Origin of the sequence: Maritimibacter sp. (assembly GCF_016774595.1) — a bacterium.
Classification (GTDB): domain Bacteria; phylum Pseudomonadota; class Alphaproteobacteria; order Rhodobacterales; family Rhodobacteraceae; genus Maritimibacter; species Maritimibacter alkaliphilus.
In genome coordinates, this window is the sequence record NZ_JACBWT010000001.1 from 1,158,203 (window position 1) to 1,181,443 (window position 23,241).

Annotated in this window: 18 protein-coding genes and 1 tRNA gene; 8 read left to right on the forward strand and 11 right to left on the reverse strand. The window is 66.1% G+C overall.

Going from position 1 to position 23,241, the window contains the following annotated elements; all coding sequences use genetic code 11:
- The first annotated feature begins 81 nt into the window (after positions 1 to 81).
- From HOY44_RS05860 to HOY44_RS05885, 6 genes are all read left to right on the forward strand, one after another.
- Positions 82 to 456: a DUF4112 domain-containing protein gene (locus HOY44_RS05860; RefSeq protein WP_138421752.1), complete on the forward strand. Its 375-nt coding sequence runs from the start codon at positions 82 to 84 to the stop codon at positions 454 to 456.
- Positions 457 to 519: 63 nt separating this feature from the next.
- A complete protein-coding gene (locus HOY44_RS05865) occupies positions 520 to 741 on the forward strand; it encodes a hypothetical protein (RefSeq protein WP_287433601.1) in 222 nt (73 codons plus the stop codon).
- Positions 742 to 809: 68 nt separating this feature from the next.
- Positions 810 to 1,295, forward strand: a complete 486-nt coding sequence (locus HOY44_RS05870; protein WP_287433603.1) for a cytochrome b — start codon at positions 810 to 812, stop codon at positions 1,293 to 1,295.
- Positions 1,292 to 1,468, forward strand: a complete 177-nt coding sequence (locus tag HOY44_RS05875) for a CTP synthetase (protein WP_287433604.1) — start codon at positions 1,292 to 1,294, stop codon at positions 1,466 to 1,468. Before HOY44_RS05870 ends, HOY44_RS05875 begins: the two co-directional genes overlap by 4 nt.
- An 83-nt stretch (positions 1,469 to 1,551) precedes the next feature.
- A complete protein-coding gene (locus tag HOY44_RS05880) occupies positions 1,552 to 1,728 on the forward strand; it encodes a hypothetical protein (protein WP_008334176.1) in 177 nt (58 codons plus the stop codon).
- A gap of 52 nt (positions 1,729 to 1,780) precedes the next feature.
- Positions 1,781 to 1,857, forward strand: a tRNA-Arg gene (locus HOY44_RS05885).
- Between the two features lie 254 nt (positions 1,858 to 2,111).
- On the opposite strand, the gene HOY44_RS05890 is transcribed toward HOY44_RS05885, so the two are convergent.
- From HOY44_RS05890 to HOY44_RS05910, 5 genes are all read right to left on the reverse strand, one after another.
- Entirely contained in the window at positions 2,112 to 3,083 is a 972-nt protein-coding gene (locus HOY44_RS05890) for an amidohydrolase family protein (RefSeq protein WP_287433606.1), read from the reverse strand.
- Positions 3,080 to 4,729 carry an FAD-dependent monooxygenase gene (locus HOY44_RS05895; protein WP_287433608.1) on the reverse strand — a complete coding sequence of 550 codons (1,650 nt, stop codon included), beginning with the start codon at positions 4,727 to 4,729 and terminating at the stop codon, positions 3,080 to 3,082. Before HOY44_RS05895 ends, HOY44_RS05890 begins: the two co-directional genes overlap by 4 nt.
- Positions 4,726 to 5,772 carry an amidohydrolase family protein gene (locus tag HOY44_RS05900; RefSeq protein WP_287433610.1) on the reverse strand — a complete coding sequence of 349 codons (1,047 nt, stop codon included), beginning with the start codon at positions 5,770 to 5,772 and terminating at the stop codon, positions 4,726 to 4,728. The genes HOY44_RS05895 and HOY44_RS05900 overlap by 4 nt, the downstream gene beginning before the upstream one ends.
- Positions 5,759 to 7,675, reverse strand: a complete 1,917-nt coding sequence (locus HOY44_RS05905; protein ID WP_287433612.1) for a TRAP transporter permease — start codon at positions 7,673 to 7,675, stop codon at positions 5,759 to 5,761. The genes HOY44_RS05900 and HOY44_RS05905 overlap by 14 nt, the downstream gene beginning before the upstream one ends.
- Before the next feature lie 108 nt (positions 7,676 to 7,783).
- Positions 7,784 to 8,791 (reverse strand): TAXI family TRAP transporter solute-binding subunit, encoded by a 1,008-nt coding sequence (locus HOY44_RS05910; protein WP_040885167.1) that lies wholly within the window; start codon positions 8,789 to 8,791, stop codon positions 7,784 to 7,786.
- A gap of 127 nt (positions 8,792 to 8,918) precedes the next feature.
- On the opposite strand from HOY44_RS05910, the gene HOY44_RS05915 reads away from it, so the two are divergent.
- Positions 8,919 to 9,818, forward strand: coding sequence for a LysR family transcriptional regulator (locus HOY44_RS05915; protein WP_287433615.1), 900 nt, complete (start codon positions 8,919 to 8,921; stop codon positions 9,816 to 9,818).
- 95 nt (positions 9,819 to 9,913) lie between these two features.
- On the opposite strand, the gene HOY44_RS05920 is transcribed toward HOY44_RS05915, so the two are convergent.
- From HOY44_RS05920 to HOY44_RS05930, 3 genes are all read right to left on the reverse strand, one after another.
- Positions 9,914 to 10,255, reverse strand: a complete 342-nt coding sequence (locus tag HOY44_RS05920; protein ID WP_287433617.1) for an ArsR/SmtB family transcription factor — start codon at positions 10,253 to 10,255, stop codon at positions 9,914 to 9,916.
- 4 nt (positions 10,256 to 10,259) lie between these two features.
- On the reverse strand, positions 10,260 to 11,225 hold the full coding sequence (locus HOY44_RS05925) for an MDR family oxidoreductase (RefSeq protein WP_287433618.1): 966 nt from the start codon (positions 11,223 to 11,225) through the stop codon (positions 10,260 to 10,262).
- 78 nt (positions 11,226 to 11,303) lie between these two features.
- On the reverse strand, positions 11,304 to 15,842 hold the full coding sequence (locus tag HOY44_RS05930) for an Ig-like domain-containing protein (RefSeq protein WP_287433619.1): 4,539 nt from the start codon (positions 15,840 to 15,842) through the stop codon (positions 11,304 to 11,306).
- 198 nt (positions 15,843 to 16,040) lie between these two features.
- On the opposite strand from HOY44_RS05930, the gene HOY44_RS05935 reads away from it, so the two are divergent.
- Positions 16,041 to 18,338 carry a CHASE2 domain-containing protein gene (locus HOY44_RS05935; RefSeq protein WP_287433621.1) on the forward strand — a complete coding sequence of 766 codons (2,298 nt, stop codon included), beginning with the start codon at positions 16,041 to 16,043 and terminating at the stop codon, positions 18,336 to 18,338.
- Here the strand turns inward: HOY44_RS05935 and HOY44_RS05940 are convergent.
- The 3 genes from HOY44_RS05940 to HOY44_RS05950 are packed head-to-tail and all read right to left on the reverse strand — an operon-like array spanning position 18,284 to position 23,108.
- Positions 18,284 to 19,591 carry an HlyD family type I secretion periplasmic adaptor subunit gene (locus HOY44_RS05940; RefSeq protein ID WP_287433622.1) on the reverse strand — a complete coding sequence of 436 codons (1,308 nt, stop codon included), beginning with the start codon at positions 19,589 to 19,591 and terminating at the stop codon, positions 18,284 to 18,286. The two genes, HOY44_RS05935 and HOY44_RS05940, sit on opposite strands and share 55 nt — an antisense overlap.
- Complete coding sequence (locus HOY44_RS05945; protein WP_287433624.1) at positions 19,591 to 21,729, reverse strand: type I secretion system permease/ATPase; 2,139 nt, start codon at positions 21,727 to 21,729, stop codon at positions 19,591 to 19,593. Before HOY44_RS05945 ends, HOY44_RS05940 begins: the two co-directional genes overlap by 1 nt.
- Positions 21,726 to 23,108, reverse strand: a complete 1,383-nt coding sequence (locus HOY44_RS05950) for a TolC family protein (RefSeq protein WP_287433626.1) — start codon at positions 23,106 to 23,108, stop codon at positions 21,726 to 21,728. The genes HOY44_RS05945 and HOY44_RS05950 overlap by 4 nt, the downstream gene beginning before the upstream one ends.
- Positions 23,109 to 23,241 lie beyond the last annotated feature (133 nt).

Sequence of the window (23,241 nt, forward strand, 5' to 3'; positions counted from 1 at the left end):
CCCGCTTGGCCCCTGCGGCATCCGCCCCCGGGCGGAACAAGAGCGCGCGGGCGGTCGTTCGGTTTCCCGAAGGAGATACCGATGCCGACCGACACTTCCCTGACCGCCCGACTGCCCGACCGTGCCGAGGATCTTGCCCGCGTGGACCGGGTCGCCCGACTGCTCGACACGCGCTACGGCATCCCCGGCACGCGCCTGCGCTTCGGCCTCGACTCGATCATCGGGCTGATCCCCGGCGTGGGTGATACGGCGATGCTCCTGCCCTCGCTCTGGATCATGTCGGTCGCGTGGAAACATGGCGTGCCCAAGCGCACCATCGGGCGCATGGCGTGGAATGCGGGCGTCGATTACGTCATCGGGAGCATCCCGCTCGTCGGTGATCTGTTCGACCTCGTGTTCAAGTCGCACCGCAAGAACGCCGCGCTTCTGCGCGAGGCGCTTGCGAACGGTGCCTAGAGGCCCGACGCGCATCGGAACCGGCCCCTTTGCCCGCGCGTTGAGCGGCAAAGGAGACACATCATGAAACATGGTTGGAGACTGCTTTTCATCCCGCTCTGGGCGCTCTGCGTCGCCGGTGTGGTGGTGATCGCCGGGCTTGCGCTGGGGCTGTTCACATGGGTGACCTTCGTGGTCGCCGGCGTCGTCGGGCTGATCGTGGGCATCCCCGCGGGCCTATGGGACACCAAGAAGGTGCGCCGCGACGATCCCGACTGGAAGACCGACCGGCACATCCCGGCCTGAGGCGAATTACCGCGACGGAATTGCCGTGGCGTGGCGTATGTTAGGGGTGAACAACCCGGAGCTTCGCCATGCCGCATGGATATACCCGCACCCAGATCATTCTGCACTGGGCCATCTTCCTTCTGATCGCCGCGCAATTCGTGTTTCACGATGCCATGTCCGAGGCGTGGCGCAGCCTCATGCGCACAGGCGGCTACGAGGGCAACGCGCTTGTGGCGCAGCACGTGTTCACCGGGTTGGCCGTTCTGGCTCTGGCGATCTGGCGGCTCGCGATCAAGTTGCGGCGGGGTGCCCCGCCGTTGCCCGAGAACGAGCCTGCCGTGCTGAAGCTTGCCGCACATGCCACGCACGTCACCCTTTATCTTCTGATGATCCTCGTCCCGGTGTCGGGCGCGGTCGCTTGGTTCGGCGGAATCGAGAACGCGGCCGAGGGGCATGAACTGCTCAAGACCGTTTTGCTCATCGTCGTGCTGATCCACTTCCTCGGCGCGGTCGCGCAACGAGTGATCTTCAAGTCCGACGTCATGACGCGGATGGTGCGCCCGAACCCGTGACCCGCCTCGTCTTCATGATGCACTCGATCATCGGGGCCACGCTCGCGGGCGTGGCCCTCGTGATCGCGCTGGTGTCGGGTGTGACCGGCCTCTGGCCTCTCTTGGCCTCGGCCGTCGCGGGCTGGCTGATCGCGTGGCCCATAGCCTTCTTCATCGCCAAACGTATTCAGTAAACGGAATGACGTAGATCAAGGACAGGTCCGGCCCGGCCCCCCCATCTTCACACGGAACGCGCGTGTGAATTGGGGAGGGAACGATGTTCCTTTGGATTGCGCTTTACGCCATGGGCGGCACGACGCTCGCCGGTATTTTCATCGTCGCCGCGCTGACGGCTGGCTACACCACGACCATGCCGATCGTCTGGGCCGCTGTCGCGGGCTTCGTAGTGGCGCTGCCGGTCGTGTGGATGGTGGGCCGCAAGCTGCGCGGATAGGCGTGAAAGCGGTTGCATGGGGTCGGTTGCTGCGGCTATCTCGCCTGCAAGCGGCCCCTTAGCTCAACTGGATAGAGCAGCTGACTTCTAATCAGCAGGTTCCGGGTTCGAGTCCTGGAGGGGTCGCCAAGGACATCAGGTCATTGGCACGAAATTGGTCGTCTTGTCGTCGCAGTGGTCAAGCGCAGGGTGCGCTTTTGCTTGGCACTTCCCGCACGCAGTTTCGACGGTTGCGTGCAGAGACCCTAGCTAAATCCCGCCGCTCGGACGCAAGCTGGCCAGACCGCCGCAGTTTCCGGGCCAATGCCTAACCCTCGTTTCGTGGTCGAACGCCCATCATTGCCTTGCCCCGTTTCACGAAAACGGCTTGCCTTCCCAAGCCGTCAGTCCAGCAGACCGAACAGGCTCGCCGCCGCGCCTTCGTGCGCCGCCGCACTTGCCCGGAGCAGGTCGAGCCGCCCCTTCATGTCCCCGATGTTGTGGGGGTAGTCGGACCCGAACAGAATCCGATCCGCGCCCACCGTCTCGATGCACAAGTCGAGGGCGCCTTTGGTGTAAACCACACTGTCGAGGTAGATCCGGTCAAGGAAGCGCGAGGGCCGATTGTTCGTGCCGGCCGCGCAGGCCGGGATGCGCTCGTGGCAAATATCCAGCCGCCCGATCAGGAACGGCAGCGTGCCGCCCCCATGGGCTAGGATCATGTGCAGGTTCGGATAGCGGTCGAAAAACCCGTCGTAGAGCATCCGGCTGATTGCGAGCGTGGTATCGAAGACGAAGCCGACCGGAGGCGAAAGGTTGTAGTCGCCAAGACCCAGCGCCTCGCCGCCGGGCGGCACGGACGGATGCAGGAAGACCGGCAGGCCCGCCGCGTCGATCGCGGCCCAGATCGGCGCGAAGGCGCGATCCGTGAGCGGCGTGCCGTCAACGGTCGCGACCGCGATGACGCCCGAGGCCCCGAGCGCGACCGCGCGCAAGAGTTCCTCGACCGCAGCGGTCGGATCGGTCCACGGGAGCGAGGCGAACCACCGCAGGCGATCGGGATGGGCGGTGCGCGCCTCGGCGAAGGCATCGTTCATCAGCCGGGCCGCGCGCCTGCCCAAATCGGCATCCGGGAAGATCGCATTGGGCGAGGTCAGCGAGATGACCGAGACATCGACCCCGGCGGCGTCCATGTCGCGAATGCGTTGGTCGAAATCCCACATCGGCGGCAGGAGCGTGAAGAACGGCACCCCGCATTTGTCGATCACCTCGCCCCCGCCGGGAAGCGTGCGGAACGTATAGTCCGGCCCGCCCTCGCGGCGCAGCAGATCAAGGTAGTCTTCGGTAAGCATGTGCGTGTGGACGTCGACGATCATGCCGCCACCTCGGCCATCTTGGCGCCCCGCAGCAGTGCGACAAGGGCCGCCGGGTCAGGCGGGAGTGCGTTCCCGCGCCATGCGATGTGGTTGTCCGGGCGGGCCAACACCAGCGCCTCGGCATAGGGCGCGGGGGCGTCGGGCAGGTCGATCACCGTGATCGGCAAACCGGCGGCCCGCGCCGCGTCCAGAAGCGCATCCACGTCGACGGATGTGTCGGTGCGCACCAAGGCGAAGCGGTCGCCCTGAACGTCGTAGAGCCACCGCTCCGCATCCACCTGCACGTTCGGCAGGCGGGCGCCCGGAACGGTCGAAGCCGTGAAACTGCCCATCGTATAGGGCGGCGGCGTGCCGTCCTTCGCGATCAGCGGGGAGGCGTCGTAATAATAGCCGAAGTTCAGGCCCGCACAGCAATATTGCTGCACGTTGAGGTCATAAAGCGCCCGCCCCGCCGTCTCGCGCGCAGCCGCGCCTTCGGGCGTGTCCTCGTCGATCTCGGGCGGCACGGCCTTGCGTTTGCGGGCCATCTCATGCGCATGGTTCATCGCGAAATAGGACACCTGCTCGGTAATCGGCAGTCGTTCCGCTTCGTGCGCGTCCAGTGACCGTGGGTCGGCCCAACCGGCAAAGACCCCGCCCATATGCATAGCCAGATTGTGCGCATCCGCGATCCCGGCATTCATGCCGTAGCCCGCGTATGGCACCCATAAATGCGCCGCGTCGCCACAGATGAAGACGTTGCCCTCGCGCAGCTTGTCAGACACCAGCCGGCGCCCGAACCAGTCTTCGCGCGCGAGCATGTCGAATTCGAAATCGTCATCGACCCCAAGGATCTGCCGGATCGCCCAGTCGCGGTCGATGCTGTCGAAATCGGCCTCGTCATCCCTCAGGTAATTGTGGACGAGCCATGTTTCGCGCCCGTCGATGGAATAGACGACGCCGGTGCGCACGGGGTTGAAGGCGAACATCCCCCATGTCGGCGGCACCTCCATCAGGTCGATCAGACCGGGCGCACGGATGTAGGTCGATTGCACGCGCTGAACCACCGCGTCACCGCGAAGCTTGGCACCGATCGCACCGCGAACCATGGACCGCCCGCCGTCGCATCCGACGAGATAACGGCCTTGGGCGCTGAGAGCCTCGCCGCCCGCCCCCAATATCTCGACCCGGACGCCGCCGGCGGATTGGGTGAAATCCGTCACTTCCGCCTCGTTCAGCACCGTGATCCCCGACCGCGCCTGCGCCGCCTCGAACAGAACGGGTTCGAGATAGATCTGGTTGATGCGATGCGGAGGTTCCGGTGTCGGCCAGTCGGTGTCCGGTCCAGGATCGCCGCGCTCCCGCCCCGCACGCGACGGGATGGGAACGCAGGCGATCTCGCGCCCCGTGAGTGTGGTGCGATAGCTGACACTGTGCGGATAGTCGTCCGGCAGGCCGGTCGCGCGAATATCGTCGGCGATGCCGAGGCCCCTGAAGATCTCCATCGAACGCGCCGAGACGTGATTGCACTTGACGCTCGGCGGTTCACCGGCGCGGCGCTTTTCGACGATCAGGGTCGAGACACCGTGCCGATCAAGCTCCATCGCCAGCGTCAGCCCGACAGGGCCGGCACCGACGATCACGACATCTGCGGACAGGTCGGTCATGAGATGCCGAAGACCTTCCGGGCGTTATCCTCGTAGAACGCCTTCAGCGTCTCGGGCGGCACCGGCATTGCGTCGAAGAACGCGGTTTCCTCGACCACGTACTGCCACGGATAATCCATCGCATACATCATGCGGTCGGCACCGATGACGTCCTGCACGTACATGACCGGCTTGGGGTCCCCGACGCCGGAGGAGGTATAGTAGAAGTTCTCACGGAGGTATTCGGACATCTTGCGCTTGAGCGGCCCGACGCCCGGATACCGGTTCGAATGCGACAGACGGGTGTGCATGAAGTCGAGCCGGTAGAGCCAGAACGGCAAAGCCTCGCCGGTATGGCCGAGCACGATCTGAAGCTTCGGGAACCGGTCGAACAGCCCGGACACGATCAGCCGCAACGCGTGCAGCCCCGTCTCGCAGGCGAAACCGTAAACCGCCGCGTCGAGACCGCGCGACAGGAACGGCTCCAACATCTGCGGCGACGGCGTGTTCGGGTGCAGGTAGATCGGCACGCCGAGGCTTTCGGCCGCTTCGAAAACGGCCCAGTATTTTTCGTCGTCCATATAGGTGCCGAGCGTGTGCGAGTTCAGGATGCCGCCCCTTAGGCCCAGCTTGGTCACGCCGCGCTCGAGCTCTTTCGCGCCGCCTTCCGGGTCGAGCGGCGAAAACGCGGCCAGACCCACGTAGCGATCCGGGTTCTTCGCGATCCCTTCGGCGAGTTCGTCGTTGGCGCGAATGGCCAGGCTCGTCGCGGTCGCGGCGTCGAAGATCTGGACGCCGGGCGAAGACAGCGACAGAACCGCGATGTCGATGCCCGCGCGGTCCATGTCCGAAAGCCGTTCCTCTCCCAGATCGACGATCCGGCGGTTGTGATCCTTGGCGATCGGATTGTCGCCTGCGAAGAAGCCCCAGAGCGCCTGAAAGCCGGGTTCGTTGATCGCCTTGTCGCGGATCTCGGCGCGGTAGAGTTCGAGAATCTCCTGCGGCAGCCACGCCTCTTCGGTGGCGATCCGTTTGTAGGGCGGGTTCGGGTTATGCTCGGGCATCGGATTCTCCGTTCTTCGGGGTTTTGGTGGAAAGCTCTGGAAGGGCCGCAGCGCGCCGTGCCTGCCAGCCGAAAAGGACCACGAGGGCGATACTGCCTACGGCCGCGACCACGGCGACCGGATGGGCGGGATCGAAGACCGCCGTCGCGCAGAACAGGACGAGCCCTGCGAGCGCCGCCGCGATCCGACCCAGCCCGCCGCCGAAGGCGTGCTTTCGGGCCAGTATGTCGGCCAAAATGTATCCTCCGGCATAGACGGTCGCGCAGGAGACCGCGATCTCGAGCCATGTGCCGTCCATGATAAGCGCGGGATTGAAGGCAAAGACGAACGGCAGCAGATAGGCCACGAAGGCAAGCCGCACCCCGGTCACGCCGGTCTGCCACATATCGCTCTTGGCGATTGACGCTGCGGCATAGCTCGCGATGGCCACCGGCGGCGTCAGCATCGACAGCAGGCCGAAGTAGAGGATGAAAAGATGCGCGGCGGTGATGTCGATCCCCTGACGCACCAGCGCAGGGGCCAGCAGCACCGCGACCACCACGTAGACGCCCGAGGTCGGCATTCCGACGCCCAGAACGATGGCGATAACGGCGGTGGTGAGGAGCAGCGGCAGCACCCCGCCCAGTTCGGCGATATTGCCGAGGGCGAGCGTCAGCGCAAAGCCGAGCCCGGTCACGTTGATCGTCCCGATGATGATACCGGCGATGGCGCAGACCAGCAGGATCGGGATCAGCGTTTCGCCGGCCCTCACGAGGATTCCGGGGAGTTCGCGAAGCCCGGACACAAGCCGCATTCCCGTCGCGAGATACAGAACAAGCGCCGCGCCGGAGGCATAAAGCGCCGACTTGCCCGGCGCATAGCCCAGCCAGAACAGGAAATACATCAACACGCCCAGCGGAACGATCAGGGGCGTGCTCCCTTTGAGCGCCGCACCGAGGCGCGGCAGCGACTCGCGCGGCTCGCCGATCAGCCCGTTCGTGGCGGCGTAGCTGTCCACCTGCCGATAGAGCAGGATATAGTAGAACGCCGCAGGCAGAAGCGCCGCGATCACGACGTCGGTATAGGAAATCTGCAAAAACTCGGCGATGATGAAGGCCGTCGCGCCCATGACCGGCGGCGCGATCTGGCCGCCGTTGGAGGCCACGGCCTCGATCGCCCCGGCATGGCGCGCAGGCCAGCCGCTTTTCTTCATCATCGGGATCGTGACGACCCCGGTGGACATGACGTTGGCGACGGTCGAGCCCGACAGGGTGCCGAACAGCGACGAGGCGAGGATCGCGACCTTGGCCGGGCCGCCCCGCCGGTGGCCCATCGTGGCCATCGCAAGGTCGGTCATGGCCGCCGAGCCACCCACCGCCGTCAGCACCGCGCCGAAAATGATGAACCCGAGGATCTGCGTGGCCCCGACACCGAGGACCAGCCCCGGCACGCCGTTCGAGTCGTTGTAGACGTAAAGGAGGTAGCGGGGCGGCGACAGATAGGCGGCTTCGAAGATGCCGGGCGCGAAGTGACCGATAAAGCCGTACAGCATGAAGCCGACGCCCAGTGCGCTCAGAACCAGCCCGCAATGACGGCGGGTCGCTTCGAACAGGCCGAGAATGCCCACGACCGCAGGCACCCATTTCTCAGGCCCCCTGTTCACCGGGTCGAGCAGCCAGTCCTGATAATTCAGGGCCAGCCACCACCAGCCGGCGAGCGAGAGCAGACCGAACCCCACATCCACGACCACGGGCACCGGGGGCTGGCGCTTGAGCACCAATCCGGCGAGCACGGTCAGGCCCAAAATCACCGCGAGGTATTGCTCGGTGATGTAGACCTGCCCCAGCAGGCCCGGCAGGTTGAAGGTCCACGCGATGCCGAGCAAAGGCAGGCTCGCGGCAAGGACAGCGGCGACGGCGCGCATTTCTGGTGCTCCGGGATTGGGCGTGCGCCGGGAAACCGGCACACCGATCAACGCCCCTTGGGCGACGAGACGTGGCGGCCGGGCCGGACCCGGCCGCCGGTTTCGCGGTTACTGCGCGAAGCTCGCTTCGCGGGCTTCGTTCGCGTCCGTCCACAACCCCTTCTCTTGGAAGAAGGCGATGGCGGCCGGGTGATACGGCACCGTGTTGCTTGCGTTGCCCATCGCGTCCTGCGCACCGCCACGCAGCGGCGGATAATCCTCGCGCAGTTGCGGGAAGGCATCGTAGAGCGCGGTGAGGATGGCGGTCGCCTCCTCATCCGAAAGCGCCGCGCTGGTCGTCAGGAAGATGTCGTAGGCCGACACCACGACCGGCTCGGTGATCTCGGGCATGGCCGGGTTCGGACCGACCTCGAGCGGGTAGACGCCCGGCAGAGTCTCATCGAAGAAGGCCTCCGTCGCGGTCTCTCCCGTCAGGCTGAGATAGCGGATGCCACCTGGGATCGCCGCGTTGGCCTGCTGCGTCAGCGGGATGCCGATGGCCGCGGCGGTCGCATCGACCGAGCCTTCGACGAGCGCGTCGAGCCCGGCTTTCAGACCGGACACCTCGACCGGTTCGACATCGTCGCGCGTCAGGCCCGCGGCCTGAATCGTCGCGAGGTTCACGGCGGTCACACCCGTCAGCGCGGTCATGTCGATCACCGTGCGTTTGCCCGCAAGGTCGCTGACCTCGGTCATCCCATCGTTGGCACGGGTGATGAAGGCCTGCCGGAGCGGCCAGAGACGGGCCAGCACGCGCAGGTCCGTCAGCGCCTCGCCCGAGGTTTCGCCGGAATACCAGCCGCCGGCATCGATGGCGGAGTTCAATCCGACCGTCACTTCGCCCGCCGAGATAAGCGGCAGATAGACCGACGAGCCGGTGAACGGCTGCACCGTCACCTGCCGCCCCATCGCATCCTGAAGCGCAGCCGCGATCCCGCTGCCGATCGTGTAGTAGAGCGAGCCCTGCGGGTTGGTCCCGATGGTGACGCGCCCCTGTGCGGCCGCATCATCCGCTGCAAAGCCCATTGAAGCGACAAGTGCCACCGAGGCGGCAAGTCCTTTGATCTTCGAAATCATGTGTTCCTCCCTGCACGCCGTCGTCTTTTCTTCGGTGCGACCGACGTGTGATGACAGGCTAAACCGGGATACTTGATAAGATAATCGAATTTTTCTAATTTATTCATGAATTTAATTGATGTATCTGATGTCCGTCTCACGCCTCACCCTGAAACAGCTTCGCGCGATCCAGCAGGTCTATCGCACCGGCCAGATTTCGGCTGCGGCAGAGGCGCTCAACATCACGCAATCGGCCACCAGCGTTCTGATCCGGCAGGCCGAGACGGTCCTTGGCGCCACGCTGTTCGAGCGCACGACGCGGTCGCTGGCCCCGTCGGCGGCGGGCGAAAGCGTGATCGGTCTGGTCGAACGCATCCTCGGCGACCTGTCGACGCTGGAAGAGACCATTCGCGGACTGCGCGACCTCGAACGTGGCCGCATCCGGTTGACCGCGACCCCCGCGACCGGGCTTACGCTTCTGCCCGAAACGGTGCGCCGGTTCCGGGCCGCCTATCCCGCCGTCAGCCTGATCCTCGACGATTGCGCGCCCGATCAGTTCTATTCCAATATCATCGAGCAACGGGCCGATTTCGGGATCGGGACCGAGCCCGAGGACAAGTCCGCGCTCGACTGGCAAAGCCTCAATTCCGATCCGCTCTGCATCATCTGCGCAGTCGACCACCCGTTCGCCGAACGCGATTGCGTCGGGTGGCGCGAATTGAAGGACGAACCGCTCATCCTGTCGCGCCGCGACTACGGGGTGCGCGGCATGGTCGAAACGACGCTGGCCAAGCTCAACATTCGGGCGCGCGTGGTCGCCGAGGTGGGCTTTCTGGGCAGCGCGGCCTGGATGTCGGCCTGCGGCATCGGCTTCGCCATCCTGCCCGGCCGGCTCGCCCGCGCGCAACCCGCCCCGGGCATTCGCAGCGTCCCGCTTGTCGACCCGGTCGTGGCTCGCGACGCCGGCCTCGTGAAGCGCCGCCGCCATACGCTATCGCATAGTGCAGAGCGGTTCATCGAGATGCTTGCGGAAGACCTTCAGGAGTAGGGTCTTGCCGAGTGGCCGGGACGGTGGTTTCCGGCGCTCCAGCCGATCTGCACGGCCAGGACTGGCAGGGCACCGCTTTTGGGTGGACCTCACCCTCACCCGGCGCGTTTACCTGCCGCCCCGGCTTGCGAATGCCGCGCGTCAGACGCCGGGCGCGGCTGGTCGAGTGAGGCCGCGAAATCCGTTAGCTTGTCCTTGAGCACGTCACGACGCAGGCGGTAGTTGAACCACCGTCCGTCCCGCCGCACCTCGATCAGCCCGGCTTGCGAGAGGATTTTGACGTGGTAGGAAATCGTCGATTTCGCGATCGGCAATTCCGCTTCCAGCGTCGTGCAGGCGAGGTCGTCGACCGCCGCCATCATCTCGACCATCCTGAGGCGCAGGGGATGCCCCAGCGCCTCGAAAAGGTCCAGCGTGCGGTTGTCCGGGCCCGTCATCGCGTCACCACGACAGGACGACCCGGCCCCGGATTTTCTGGTCGAGCAGGTCTTGCGCCAAGCCGTCGACCGCGTCGAATTTCTCGCGCACCAGCATCGGGTCGAAGCGTTTCACCACTTCCGGCGTGAACCGGCCCCAGGCCCGCGCGCGCTTTTCGGGCGGCGCATAGACGGAATCGACGCCGAGCAGCGCGACCGCCCGCAGGATAAAGGGTGCGACCGAAGTAGGCAGGTTCATAGACTGGGCCAGCCCGCAGGCCGCGACCGCACCGCCATACTGCATGCCCGAAATGACATTGGCGAGGATTTCGCCACCCGCCACGTCGATGGCCGAGGCCCATTGTTCTTTCCCCAGCGGACGGGGCTTGTCCTCGAACGGCGCGCGGTCGACCACTTCCGAGGCGCCGAGGCCCATCAGGTAGTCCTTTTCCGAGGACCGGCCCGAAACCGCCTTCACGTCGAACCCGGCGGTTGCGGCAAGGGCGACGGCATAGCCGCCCACGCCACCCGACGCGCCGGTGATGACCATCGGCCCGCTGTCCGGGCGCACGCCATGATCCTCGAGCGCGTCGAGGCAAAGTGCGGCCGTGAGGCCCGCGGTCCCGATCGCGGCGGCATGTTCGTTCGACATCGACGATGGAATCGCGATCAGCCAGTCGGCGGGCACCGCGAGCTTTTCGGCATATCCGCCCCAGCGCGTTTCGCCCATGCCATGTCCGGTGATGACCACGTCCGTGCCCGGCGCCATGCGGCCCGAGGGATCGTGCTCGACCACGCCAGCCACGTCGATGCCCGGCACCATCGGAAAGCTACGGAAAATGGGCGAGGTGCCGGTCAGCGCCAGCCCGTCCTTGTAGTTGATCGCGGAATGCGTGACGCGGATCAGCGCCTCGCCATCACCCGGCACGACCTCGTCGATCTCGGCCCAGCCGCCGCGCGTTTCCTTGTCGTTCTGAACCCATGCACGCATCATGCACCTCCCGTCGTCAGTTCGAAAATTTTCGAATTGACGCTAGGCGCGCGCGGCCTGGCCGTCAAGCGAAGCGGATCAGGCAGGCAACGGAATGTTCACGGTCACGTCGTCGTCGATGCCCAGCGTCGCCATCACCACGCCGCCTTCGACGAACTGATAGATGTCGAGCGTGTTGCCCTGCCCATCGTCCACGCCGCTCTGGACCGCTTGCCACGCGCCGGGACCATCGGGCAGAAGCGTGATGACATCGCCCGTCTCGCCAAGGATCGTGGCGCTCTCGCCCAATGCCGCGTTCAACAGAAGCTCGAGGTCGGTATCCGCCGTCGAGGACAGGTTGATGACGTCCGTCACGTCGAGGAACAGCGTATCGGCAAGCCCGTTCGACAGGCTTATGGCCTCGATATCGGACCCCGAAAGCGTCTCGATCAAGTCCGAGGCAGCCCCGGTCGCGAGTTCCAGAAGGTCCCGCCCCGCGCCGCCGTCGAACACATCGGTCCCGCCGAAACCGACAAGGATGTCGTCCCCGGCGCCACCGGACAGCACGTCATCCTCGCCGCTGCCCAGCAGGAGGTCGGACTTGTCGGTGCCCGCAAGGGTCTGCGCCACGTCCTTCTTCGCGATCCGTTCGAACGAATTGATCGTCACCTGATCGTCCGTGGTCCCGAGGTCACCGTCCAGATCGAACGTCGCGAATGCGGAGAACAGGTTCTCTTCCCCCAGAAGCTCCCCGATCCCGGCGATCTCGGCCAGCGGCAGGTCGAAGTTCAGGCCGTCGGACGTCAGCGCCGGGCTCGTCTCGTCGGCAATGCCCAGATGCTCCACACCGTCCGCCACCAGCGAAATCGACAGCCCGACGAGTTGCGCGGCGAACAGGGGAGACTGTTGTATCGCGGCGAGCAGAGCGCCCGGCTCCGAAACCGCCGTCGGTTCATCGTCGCTGTCGACCCGCGCAAGCTGGGTCGTGTTGTATCCAGATCCTATGCCGAAAGCCTGAATGTCGACGTCATAGGGCGCGTTCTCGATGTTCTGAAGCGACGTTTCCCACGGCGAGTTCGAGGTGGGCTGCCCATCGGTGACGAAGTAGAGAATGTTCGTGGCATTCGCCGCGTCCGATTCCGATGCGTCGAAAAAGCCTTTCGCCGCATCGAGCGCGTCGTCCCACTGCGTGCCGCCCCCCGTAAAGCCGAGCGTCGTGATCGCGTCGATGAGTGCGACCTTGTCTTCCACGAGGTCGAAGGTCTGGTTGTAGCTGACGTCCGAGGCATAGCGGATGAACTGGACGTTCACGGTCGTCTCGGACCCGGCGAACTGGTCGGACAAAGCCGACAGCGCGTTTCCGACGGCCGCTCGCATCTGGTTCCACCCCGTCGACCCGACCGACCCCGACGCATCCAGCGCGAAGGACAGGTTGATCATGTTGGACTGAACCTCGCTCACGCCGATCCTGAGGTTCCCGGCCGGAGCATCGCCCACCGGCTCTTCCGACAGGGCGAGCGAGACGGACTGCCCGCCCGACACCGGGAAATTCTCCTGCGCGACCTCGAGCGTTACGGTGGCAAGATCGCTCCCCCCATTGCCGTCCGAGACCTGCATGACGAAGTGGTCGAACCCGGCGTAGCCCTCGTCCGGCGTATAGATGTAGCCCCCATCCCCATCCAGCTCGACCGTGCCGTGGTCCGGCGCTTCGGCCACCGTGTAGGTCAGCGTATCGCCCTCGGTATCGGTCGCCACGACCGCGCCCGCGGTGGCGGTATCGACATCGACCTCGAGCACGCTGTCCTGCGCCCTGGGCGCATCGTTCACCGCGTCCACCGTGACGGTGACTTCGGCCGTGTCCGTGTTCCCGTTCCCGTCGCTGACCGTATAGGTGAACGTATCGTTTCCGTTGTAATCGGGGTCCGGCGTATAGGTCAGGCCGCCTTCCAGATCGGGTGCGACCGAACCGTGCGCCCCTTGGGAATAGGCCGAAATGAACACCTCGTCACCGTCCGGATCGGTGCCCGCGAACGACGGATAGACGGTGACGCCCACATCCTCATCCGTGCTGACGGCGGCGTCGACGGCCTCCGGTCCGTCTTCCACCGGGGTCACCGTGACGCTGACTGTCTGCGTGTCGGTCCCGCCCTGCCCGTCGCTCACCGTGTAGGTGAAGCTGTCGGTGCCGTTGAAATCCGCGTCGGGGGTATAGACCAGCCCGCCCTCTTCGTCCGTGTCCACGCTGCCGTTGGAACCCTGCGAATAGCCGCTGATCGCCACCGGGTCGCCGTCCACGTCGGTCCCGTCGAAAGCGGGATAGACGACGCCCGAACCGTCCTCCGCCACCGTCAGGCTCTCGGGCGTCGCGACAGGGTCGTCATTGACGGGTGTCACCGTGACGGTCACCGTCTGCGTGTCCGTCCCGCCCTGCCCGTCGCTCACCGTGTAGGTGAAACTGTCCGTGCCGTTGAAGTCCGCGTCGGGGGTGTAGACCAGCCCGCCCTCTTCGTCCGTGTCCACGCTGCCGTTGGAACCCTGCGAATAGCCGCTGATCGACACCGGGTCGCCGTCCACGTCGGTCCCGTCGAAGGCGGGATAGACCACGCCCGAACCGTCCTCGGCCACCGTCAGGCTCTCGGGCGTCGCGAAGGGGTCGTCGTTGACGGGTGTCACCGTCACGCTGACCGTCGCTATGTCCGTCGCGCCCGTGCCGTCGCTGACCGTGTAGGTGAAACTGTCGGTGCCGTGGGCGTTTTCGGCTGGGGTATAAAGAAACCCGCCTTCGCCATCGTCCACGACCGTGCCGAATGACCCTTGGGTGAACGCGATGATCGAAACCGAGTCGCCGTCGGCATCTACCGTCGCGAACGCGGGTAGGATCTGAACCGGCGTATCCTCAGCCGTTTCGCTTGCCTGATCGTCGGCAACGGGCGCGTCGCCGACGGGTGTGACCGTGACGGTGAGCTTCGCCGTATCCGTGTTCCCGTGCCCGTCCGACACGGTGTATTCGATGGTTTCCGATCCGTTGAAATCGGCGGGCGGAGCGAAGCTGATGTCGCCATCCTCCCCCGGCGTCCACGGGCCTTCGACGTCCAGCACGGACCAGTCGATGACACTCAGCGTGTCGCCGTCGGCATCACTGTCGTTGGCGAGCACGTTGACGGTCACCGGACCGGCGTCTTCCGCGAGGGTCAGCGCATCGTCCACCGCGACGGGTGCATCCTGCGCCGAGGTCACGGTGAAGGTCACGGTGCCGCTGTCGGTGCCGCCGTTTCCGTCCGACACCGTGTAGGTGAAGCTGTCGGTCCCGTTGAAGTCCGGCTCCGGCGTGTAGCTGTAGCTGCCGTCCTGACCGATCGTGAGCGTCCCGTGCTTGGGCCGCGTATTGATGATGACCGACAGGTCGTCGTCGTCCGTATCGCTGTCGTTCGACAGCACGTTGCCGGTCACCGGGCCGTCCTCGACCGTCGATCTGGCATCGTTCCGGGCTTCGGGGGCCGTATTCTGCGGTGCCTCGTCGCCCCCCGTCTGGGTCGTGGGCGGCGGCGGGCTGGGCGCGCCGCCCGTTGTGCCGCCTGAGGTGCCGGGCGGCGGCGGCGGTGTGTTGTCCGGGTCGCTCTGGTTGCCTTGCGTCCCGGTGTCGTCGCCGATGTTGGGGCCGTTCGACCCGGACCCGGCGTTCGAGACGAGTTCGACGAAGGCGCCGCCGGCATCGACCCGTTCAAAGGCGAGCGCATAGGCGCGGGCGGCGTCGAGGAGGAGCGTCTGGTCGTCGGCCAGGTCCTCCGCCGTCCGTACGACCTCGCGCGTTTCGCCTTCGACGGGCGACACGATCCACTTGGTGTCGGTCGAGTCGATGGTCGCGATCAGATTGCCGTCCAGATCACGCAATTCGAACGCGCCCTGACCGCCATCCGGGTCGGTGTTGAGCGACACTTCGACGGTCGAGATGCCGTCCAGCGTGGTGATCTCGACCAGCACGGTCGTGCCCCGGATGCCCATGGTGGCGGTCGGCGTCGTGACGTCCATGCCGCCCGTCTTGGCCACCTCGCCTGCGATGAAGACAAACCCGCCCTCGATCAGCGAAAAGGCACCGCTGTTCCCGTCCTGTGACTCGGCGTCGTAGACGAGCGAGTCGATGACCATGCGGCTGTCGGCGGCGAGGGTGAAGATCGTCCCGTCGGCGAAGGTGACCGACAGTTTGCCGCCCTCGGTGATGAGCACGTCGTTCTGGTAGATCTTGGAACCCACGTCCAGTTGCACGCGCGTTCCGTCGGCGCGTTCGGCGAAGGCCACGCCGTCCAGCGCCTCGACCTGACCGATGGGATCGGTGCTGGCGGCGCCTCCGACCTGCGCATACTGACCGGGCATGATCGGACCCGCGAGCCGCGCGGCCAGATCGCCGCGCAGGACCGCGCCGTTCCCGGCCACGAGATCGGGGGGCGTCTCTTGCAGGAAATAATCGACGAGCCGGAGGTCGGGTTGGCCGGGCGAGGCGAGGACGAGGTCATAGCCCTCGCGGCTGAAATCGGCGGTAAAGATCGGGCGGTCATCGACGACGACCGGGTCGGCACTCGTCACGTATTGAACAGCCGATGGCGCGGCCCCGGAGCCGGTCGAGAAGTCGAGCTGGCGCATAATGTCCCGTGCCTAAGAAATGTAGCTTCACAAAATTGCCATCTTTTCTTACCCGATTCGAAAGAAAATTGCATCTTGGGTGTCGAATGGTTTCGCGGATGCGCCTTGCGCGCGCCATCGGCGGGGCATTGTTTCGATTGAGGATTGACCCACGGCCCCCGCGCCCGTTTGCTTGGCGGGACAACAGGCAGGGGCGGTATGGGCGCAGGGAGTATCTGGACACGGTTCGCAAGCGGGGTGCGCCGGTTCACGTCGTCAAGGGCCCTTGGCCTCGGCCTCGTGTGCCTGCTTCTGGCGCTGCGGATCGCGGACCCATCTCCGGTTCAGGCCCTCAGGTTCGGGGCATTCGACCTGTTTCAGCAGATCAAACCGCGTGAGTTCACGCGCCAGCCGGTCGCCATCGTGGATTTGGACGACGCCAGCATCGAAGCCTTGGGGCAATGGCCGTGGCCACGGGATCGTCTTGCCGGCCTCGTCGATGCGATCACAACGGATGGGGCGGCGGCCATCGCCTTCGACGTCATCTTTTCCGAACCGGATCGCCTTTCGCCCGCCCGACTTACCGAGCGACCCGGTCTGCCGGACGCCTTGCGCGACGAACTGGTCGATCTGCCGGACAACGATCAGCTCTTCGCCGAAGCCATCGCCCGATCCCGCGTCGTGGCGGGCCAGACCAGCGTGCGCCTTGCCGGCGACCGTGGCGATGCCTCCCCGATCCGCGAGGTGCCGCACGCGATCCTCGGCGACGACCCGACGCCGTTCCTCCAGAAATACCCCCGTCTCTTGCAGAACCTGCCGGTGATCGAAGACGCGGCGCTGGGGCATGGCGTGTTTTCCACGCGGCCGGACCCGGACGGCATCTATCGGCGCGCCCCGCTCGTCCTGATGGTTCAGGACAGCCTGAGGCTCGGTCTGGCGCCCGAACTTCTGCGCGCCGCGACCGGGGGCGACGCCTTTGCCGTGCGCACCAATGCCGCCGGGATCGAGGGCGTCGTGGTCGCCCGGCAGTTGGTGCCGACGGCGGCGGACGGGTCGGTCTGGCCCTATCTCACACCGTCGAACGATGCGCGCTATGTTTCGGCCGCCGATGTGCTGACCGGACGGATGCCGCAGGGGCGGCTTGCCGGGCACCTCGTCTTTGTCGGCACCTCCGCCATCGGGCTGGAAGACTTCCGCCCGACCCCGTTGGGTGTCTCGATGGCGGGTGTGGAGATTCACGCTCAGATCCTCGAAAACATCCTTGCCGGAACGATGCTGGAGCGGCCGAATACCACCATCGCGGTGGAGCTGGTCATCACCGCGCTTCTCGGGCTGGTGATCGTGACCCTCGTGCCCGCGTTCCGGGCGAGCTTCGTCATGATCCTCGCCGTCGTCGTCATGGCCGGATATGCGGGCGCGTCGTGGTACGCCTTCGACGCGCGGCGCCTGCTGCTCGACCCGACCTTCCCGATCATCACCGCGGTCCTGACGCTGATCCTGATGGCCAGCCTGAACTATCTGCGCGAGGAACGGATGCGGCGGCAGATCAGGTCGGCCTTCGGTCAGTATGTGTCGCCCGATCTTGTCGACCAGTTGTCGGAAAACCCCGACGCCCTGACGCTGGGCGGCGAGCGCAAGGAGTTGACGCTGCTCTTTTCCGACGTGCGCGGCTTCACCACCATTGCGGAAAGCTACCGCACCGACCCGGTGGGCCTGACCCACCTGATGAACCGCTTCCTCACCGCCCTGTCCAACGCGATCCTCGCCGAAAAGGGCACCATCGACAAATTCATGGGCGACGCCGTCATGGCGTTCTGGAACGCCCCGCTCGACATCCCCGACCACCCCCATGCCGCCTGTCGCGCTGCGCTGGCGATGTATGACCGGGTGCAGGAAATTAACCGCGAGCGGATCGCGGAAGAGGGTGAAGACGTGCTGCTGATCGACGTGGGCATCGGCATGTCCACCGGCCCCTGCACCGTGGGCAACATGGGTAGCGACACGCGGTTCGACTACACCGCGCTTGGCGACACGGTGAACCTCGCGTCCCGGCTCGAAGGGCTGTCCAAGACCTATGGACTGGGGATCATCATCTCCGAAAGCGTTCACGACGGGGTGGGCACCGATTTCGCGATGCTCGAAATCGACCTTGTCCGGGTCAAGGGCAAGACCCTGCCGGTGACGATCTTCGGATTGCTGGGCGGACCTGACCTGTTGTCCCATCCCGATTGGCCGCGCGTGGCGAAGGCGAACCACCGGATGCGCGTCGCCTATGCGACGCAGGATTGGGATGCCTGCGACGCGGCGCTGACGGCGCTGGCCGATGCGGGACAATCGGCTGGGCTGGCTCTGGACGGGTATGTCGAATTGTATCGCGGGCGCGTGGCGGCCTTTCGCGGCACGCCCCCCCCGGCGACTGGGACGGGGTCTTTGTCGCCACCTCGAAATAGCGGCCCTGCCGGTTACCGCTCGCGCAGCGCCTCGTCCCGAACGCGCAGGAACGGGTTCAACAGGTAATCCAGCACCGTCTTGCGTCCGGTCTGGATATCCACCTGAGCCACCATGCCGGGGCTGATCTGGTTTCCACCAAGATCCGTGCTGTCGGTGCGCACGGCGACCTGAAAGAACGCGTTGCCGTCCTCGTCGGTCAGGGTGTCCGCGCCGATCCGTTCGACGGTGCCCGACAGCGAACCGTAGACCACGTAGTCGAAGGCGGTGATCTTGACCGAGGCCGGGTCACCGGGCCGAAGGAAAGCCACGTCCTGCGGACTGATGCGCGCTTCGATCAGCAGATGGTCGTCGACCGGCACGATCTCGACCAGCGGATCGCCGGGGCCGACGACCGCACCGATGGTGGTGACGTTGAGCGTGTTCACGACCCCGCGCACGGGGGCGCGCAGCGTGGTGCGCGTCACGCGGTCTTCGGCGGCCCGCAGGGTTTCGCGCAGAACGGACAGTTCGCCCTGCACCCGCGCCAGCCGTTCGCGCGCGGTCAGAACATAGGCACGGCGCGCCGTTTCAAGCTGGGCTTCGGCCTCGGCAATGGCGGCGTCGAGCCGGGGCATCCGCGCGCGGCTCACGGCAAGGTCGCCCTCGAGCTCGGCAAGTCGGGTTTCCAGCCGCAACAGCTCGATCTGCGTGACCGCGCCCGTTTCCACGTATTGCCGGGTCAGGCGCACCTCTTCGGCCAGCGGGGCGATCTGCCCCTCCAGCTTGGCGATCATCGCGCGCGCCTCTTCGATTTCGGCCCGCCTTTGGGTCAGCTGATCCTGAAGCACCTGCAATTCCGACGAAAGCTGCGAACGGCGGGAGGCGAACACCTCCTGCTCCGCCGCGACAGCCTCGGGCGCCCGGGCGGCGAGAGTTTCGGGAAAGGCAAGCGCCTCGCCCCCCTCGGCTTCGGTGCGAACCCGGATGAGTTCGGCCATCAGCGTCGCTTCCTGTTCCAGAAGTTCGCCGCGCTGCGCGCCGGCTGCGGTGTCGTCGATCCGCAAAAGCGGCGCGTTCCGATCGACCGTCGCGCCCTCTTCGATCAGAATTTCGCGCACGATCCCGCCCTCGAGGCTCTGGATCACCTGCACCTGTTGGCTCGGCACCACACGACCGGCGCCGCGCGTGACCTCTTCGATCTCGAACACGGCGGCCCACCAGATGAACCCGGCGATCCCCGCGACCAGAACCGTCAACAAAAGCGCCCCGCGCCGCCCCTCGCCCTGTGGCCCCGCTCCGGCGGCATTCACGTAGTCCTCGTCGATGGTCGGACCGAACATCAGGTTGCCTCCCCCTGCCGGGTCAGAGCTGCCTGTTTGAGCGTGCCGAGGACCTGCTGGCTGGACCCGTCAAGCACCTTGCGGCCCTTGTCCATGACGATCATGCGGCCGGCGAGCGCGGCGAGGCCGGGGCGGTGCGTGCACAGGATCAGCGCGGCGCCATCTTCGCGCAGGCCCGACAGACGCTCGGTCACCTGCGTTTCCATGTCCCGGTCCATCGCGTTCGTCGGCTCGTCGAGGAACAGGATGCGTGGGCGGCGCAGGATGAGGCGCGCAAGCGACAGGCCCTGACGCTGACCCCCCGACAGGTTGCCGCCCCGCTCACCGATAAAGGTGTTCAAGCCGTTGGGGAGTGTCGCGACAAAGCCGTCCATGCCGGACAGCGACAGGGCGCGCGCGATCTCGTCCGACGTGGCGCGCGGCGCGCCGATGGTTAGATTTTCGGCCAGCGTTCCGGTGAACAACTCCGGCTCCTGCGGGAGGTAACCGACACCGCGGCGCAGTTCTGCCGGGTCGTATTGCGTAATGTTCTGACCGTCGATCAGGATCGTGCCCTGCTGGGCCGCCAGAAGCCCGCTCATCAACTTGCCGAGCGTGGATTTCCCCGATCCCACCCGCCCGACGAGCGCGACGATTTCCCCCGGCTCGATGTCGAGCGTCACGTCGTTGACGGCGGCCACGGTGCTGCCGGGATAGGTGAATGTCAGGCCCTTCGTCTCGACCCGGCCCGTGCCGACGACCAGCGGACTGGTGATCGTGTCGCGGCGCTCCGGTTTCACCGCCATCAGGTCGGAGAGCGAGGCCATCGCCCGCCGGGCGTGCTGGGCGCGAAACACGGTCTGGGCGATCGCGCCCAAGGGGGCCAGCGCCCGGCCCGACAGGATATTGGCGGCGATCAGCGCGCCGATGGAGATGCGCCCCTCCGCGATCAGGAACACGCCCCAGGTGATGATCCCGATGCTCACGCCTTGCTGGATGACCATGGTGCCGTTGGCCGCGAAGTTGGACCAGAACCGCGAACGTCCCGAAACCCTAGCCGAGGCGGCGGTGGCCGCATCCCATTCGCGCTGCATCACGGGTTCGGCGTTCAGGGATTTGACGGTCTCCAACCCCGCGAGCGCCTCGATCAGCACCTTCTGGCGGCGGTTCGCAGCGGCCTGCGCCTTGGCCACGGCGCTGCCCATCGGGGTCTGTGCGGCGAAGGCAAGGACCAGCATGATCGGGATCGCGATCAGCGGGACGAGCGCGAGCGGCCCGACGATCAGCCAGAGCACCGCGATGAAAATGCCGATGAACACGAGGTCGATGGCGGCGACGAGGCTTTGGGAGCCGAAGAACTCCCGCACCATTTCGAAGTCGCGCAGAAAGGTGGCGGTGCCCAGTGCGCCGCCGGGCATATCGGCGGGCCTGAGACCAAGCGCATGGCGAAAGAGCGTGGCCGAGATGCCGACGTCCAGCCGACGCCCGATCCGCTCGAGCACGGCCGCCCGCACCGACCGAAGCGCGAAGTCGAGCGCAACGGCAAGGCCGACGCCCAGCGCCAGCGTGGTCAGCGTGACGAAGGCGAGGTTCGGGATCACGCGGTCGTAGACGTTCATCACGAAGATCGGCATGGCGAGGCCCAGAAGGTTGATCCCGAGCGCCGCAATCACGATCTGCACCCAAGCCCAGCGGTTGTCGCGCATCGGACGCCAGAACCAGTGGCCGTCCGGGGGTCCGGCAGCTTCGTCGCGCTGCTCATCGGTCGTGACCAGCATGGCCATGCGCCGGGCGCGGTGGCGCAATTCGCGGGGACTGACCTCGCTCTCCAGCCCGTCTTTCGCGGGTTCCACGATTGTCAGCCGGTTGCCCCGTGCGGCGGTGACGACGAAGGGCGTGCCCTCGAAGTCGAACAGGATCGCGGGGAGCGTCGCCGGGTCCAGCCGGTCCGGGCGGCGCGTGACCATACGGGCGCGTAGGCCCGCCGACGCCAGCGCGCGCGACAGCACTTCGGGTCGGCGCGTGTCTTCGCCCCCCGGCAGACGCGCGCGGGCGGCGTCATCCGTCCGCGGGCGGTTGTGGTGATCGGCAAGCCATGCGGCGGTCCGGAGTCCGGCGTCGGACCCGTTCCCGGTTGTCGCCGCAGGTGACTGGTTCATTTCAGCGCCGGGATGTCCGTCGAAAAGACCGAGAACGGTCCGGTTTCGACCGCGCGGCGTTCAAAACCCGGGGCCAGCGCCATGTTGGACGCACGCACGCCGAAATGGCTGGCCAGACGACTTTCGACGGCGAGCATCTGATACTGGTTGAAGGCGTATGAGGCTTCGGCGCTCACGTCTTCGAAGCGGGCGTTGAACCACGCGGCCTCGGCGCCCAGCACTTCGATCAGGCTGCGGGTGCCGGCCTGAAACTGCGTGAAATACTGATCCGCCGTCCGGCGCGTCGCGGAAAGCTGGCGGTCGATCAGCACCGTGCGTTCGATGTTGGCGGAATAGGCGTTCCACGTGGTCGCGGCCAGTTCGCGCACGTCGAGCACCACGGCATCCCGCGCGGCCTGAGCCTGCACGGTGCGCATGATCGCGGCGGATCGCTGCGCCTTGCGCCCGCCCGAGAAGATCTCCCACTCCACACCGACGGCGGCATAGGCATCGACCGAGCGGCCCGGCACGCCGTTCTGATTGAGACCCGCGTTCACCCCGGTGCGCGCGGCGACCTGCGGCAAGGTGCCGGACCGGACGGTTTCTTCGTCGTAGCGGCTTTGCCGGATCGCGGTCTCGGCGGCCTTGACCTGAAAGCTCTGGGCCACGGCCTGACGCAGAAACGCCTCTTTCGTCAGCGGCAGGTTGCGCACCCACTGCATCGACATCGGCCCCTCGGGCTTGTGGCCCACGACCGCCTCATACCGATCCTCGGCATCGCGAAGGGCCTGTTGCACCTGCACGCCGACCAGACGCGCGGCGGCGATACGTTGATCGACCTCGAACCGTTCGGAGGCAGGCAACCGGCCCCCGTCGACGAGGTCCATGACCTGATTGCCGATGTCCTGATGCTTGACGAGGTTCTGGCGCGTGACGGCGGCGAGGTTGCGATGGCGCAGCACGTCGATATAGGCCTCGACCGCCGACAGGGCGAGCGTTTCCGACGCATCGAGCAGGCGGAAGATCGACTCGTCCACCCGCGCCGCGTCGCGATAGACCGCATTGGCCCGGCGGAACCCGTCGAAGATGACGTATTTCGCTTCGACATTCGCGCGTGCGCCGGCCGTCACCCGGTTGTTGTTGGCGGGCGCCAGACGCGCGGGGTCGTTGTAGTAATAGGCCCCCGCCTCGGCCGTCGCGGTCACCGTGGGCAGGAAATCGCGTTCGCGGGCCAACAGGTCGAGAGTCGTCGCCTGCACGTCCGCATTGCGCACGCGGGCCGTCGGGTTTTCGGTCACAGCGGCCTGAACGGCAGATTTCAGGCTTTCGGCTTGGACCGGGACGCCCAGCGCGAGCGATAGCCCGAGTGCTGCGGCCCACTGTCCGGCGTGGCGGATCATCCCTGTCTCCCCTCGCCGCACGGGCAGACTTCCATGCGGCAGAATCTCAAATTTGCAAATACTCGTGAAAGAATATGGATTTGCCCGTTGGGTGCAAACCTGCTTTCGACTCCCGGTCAGGCCCGCCCCGTCT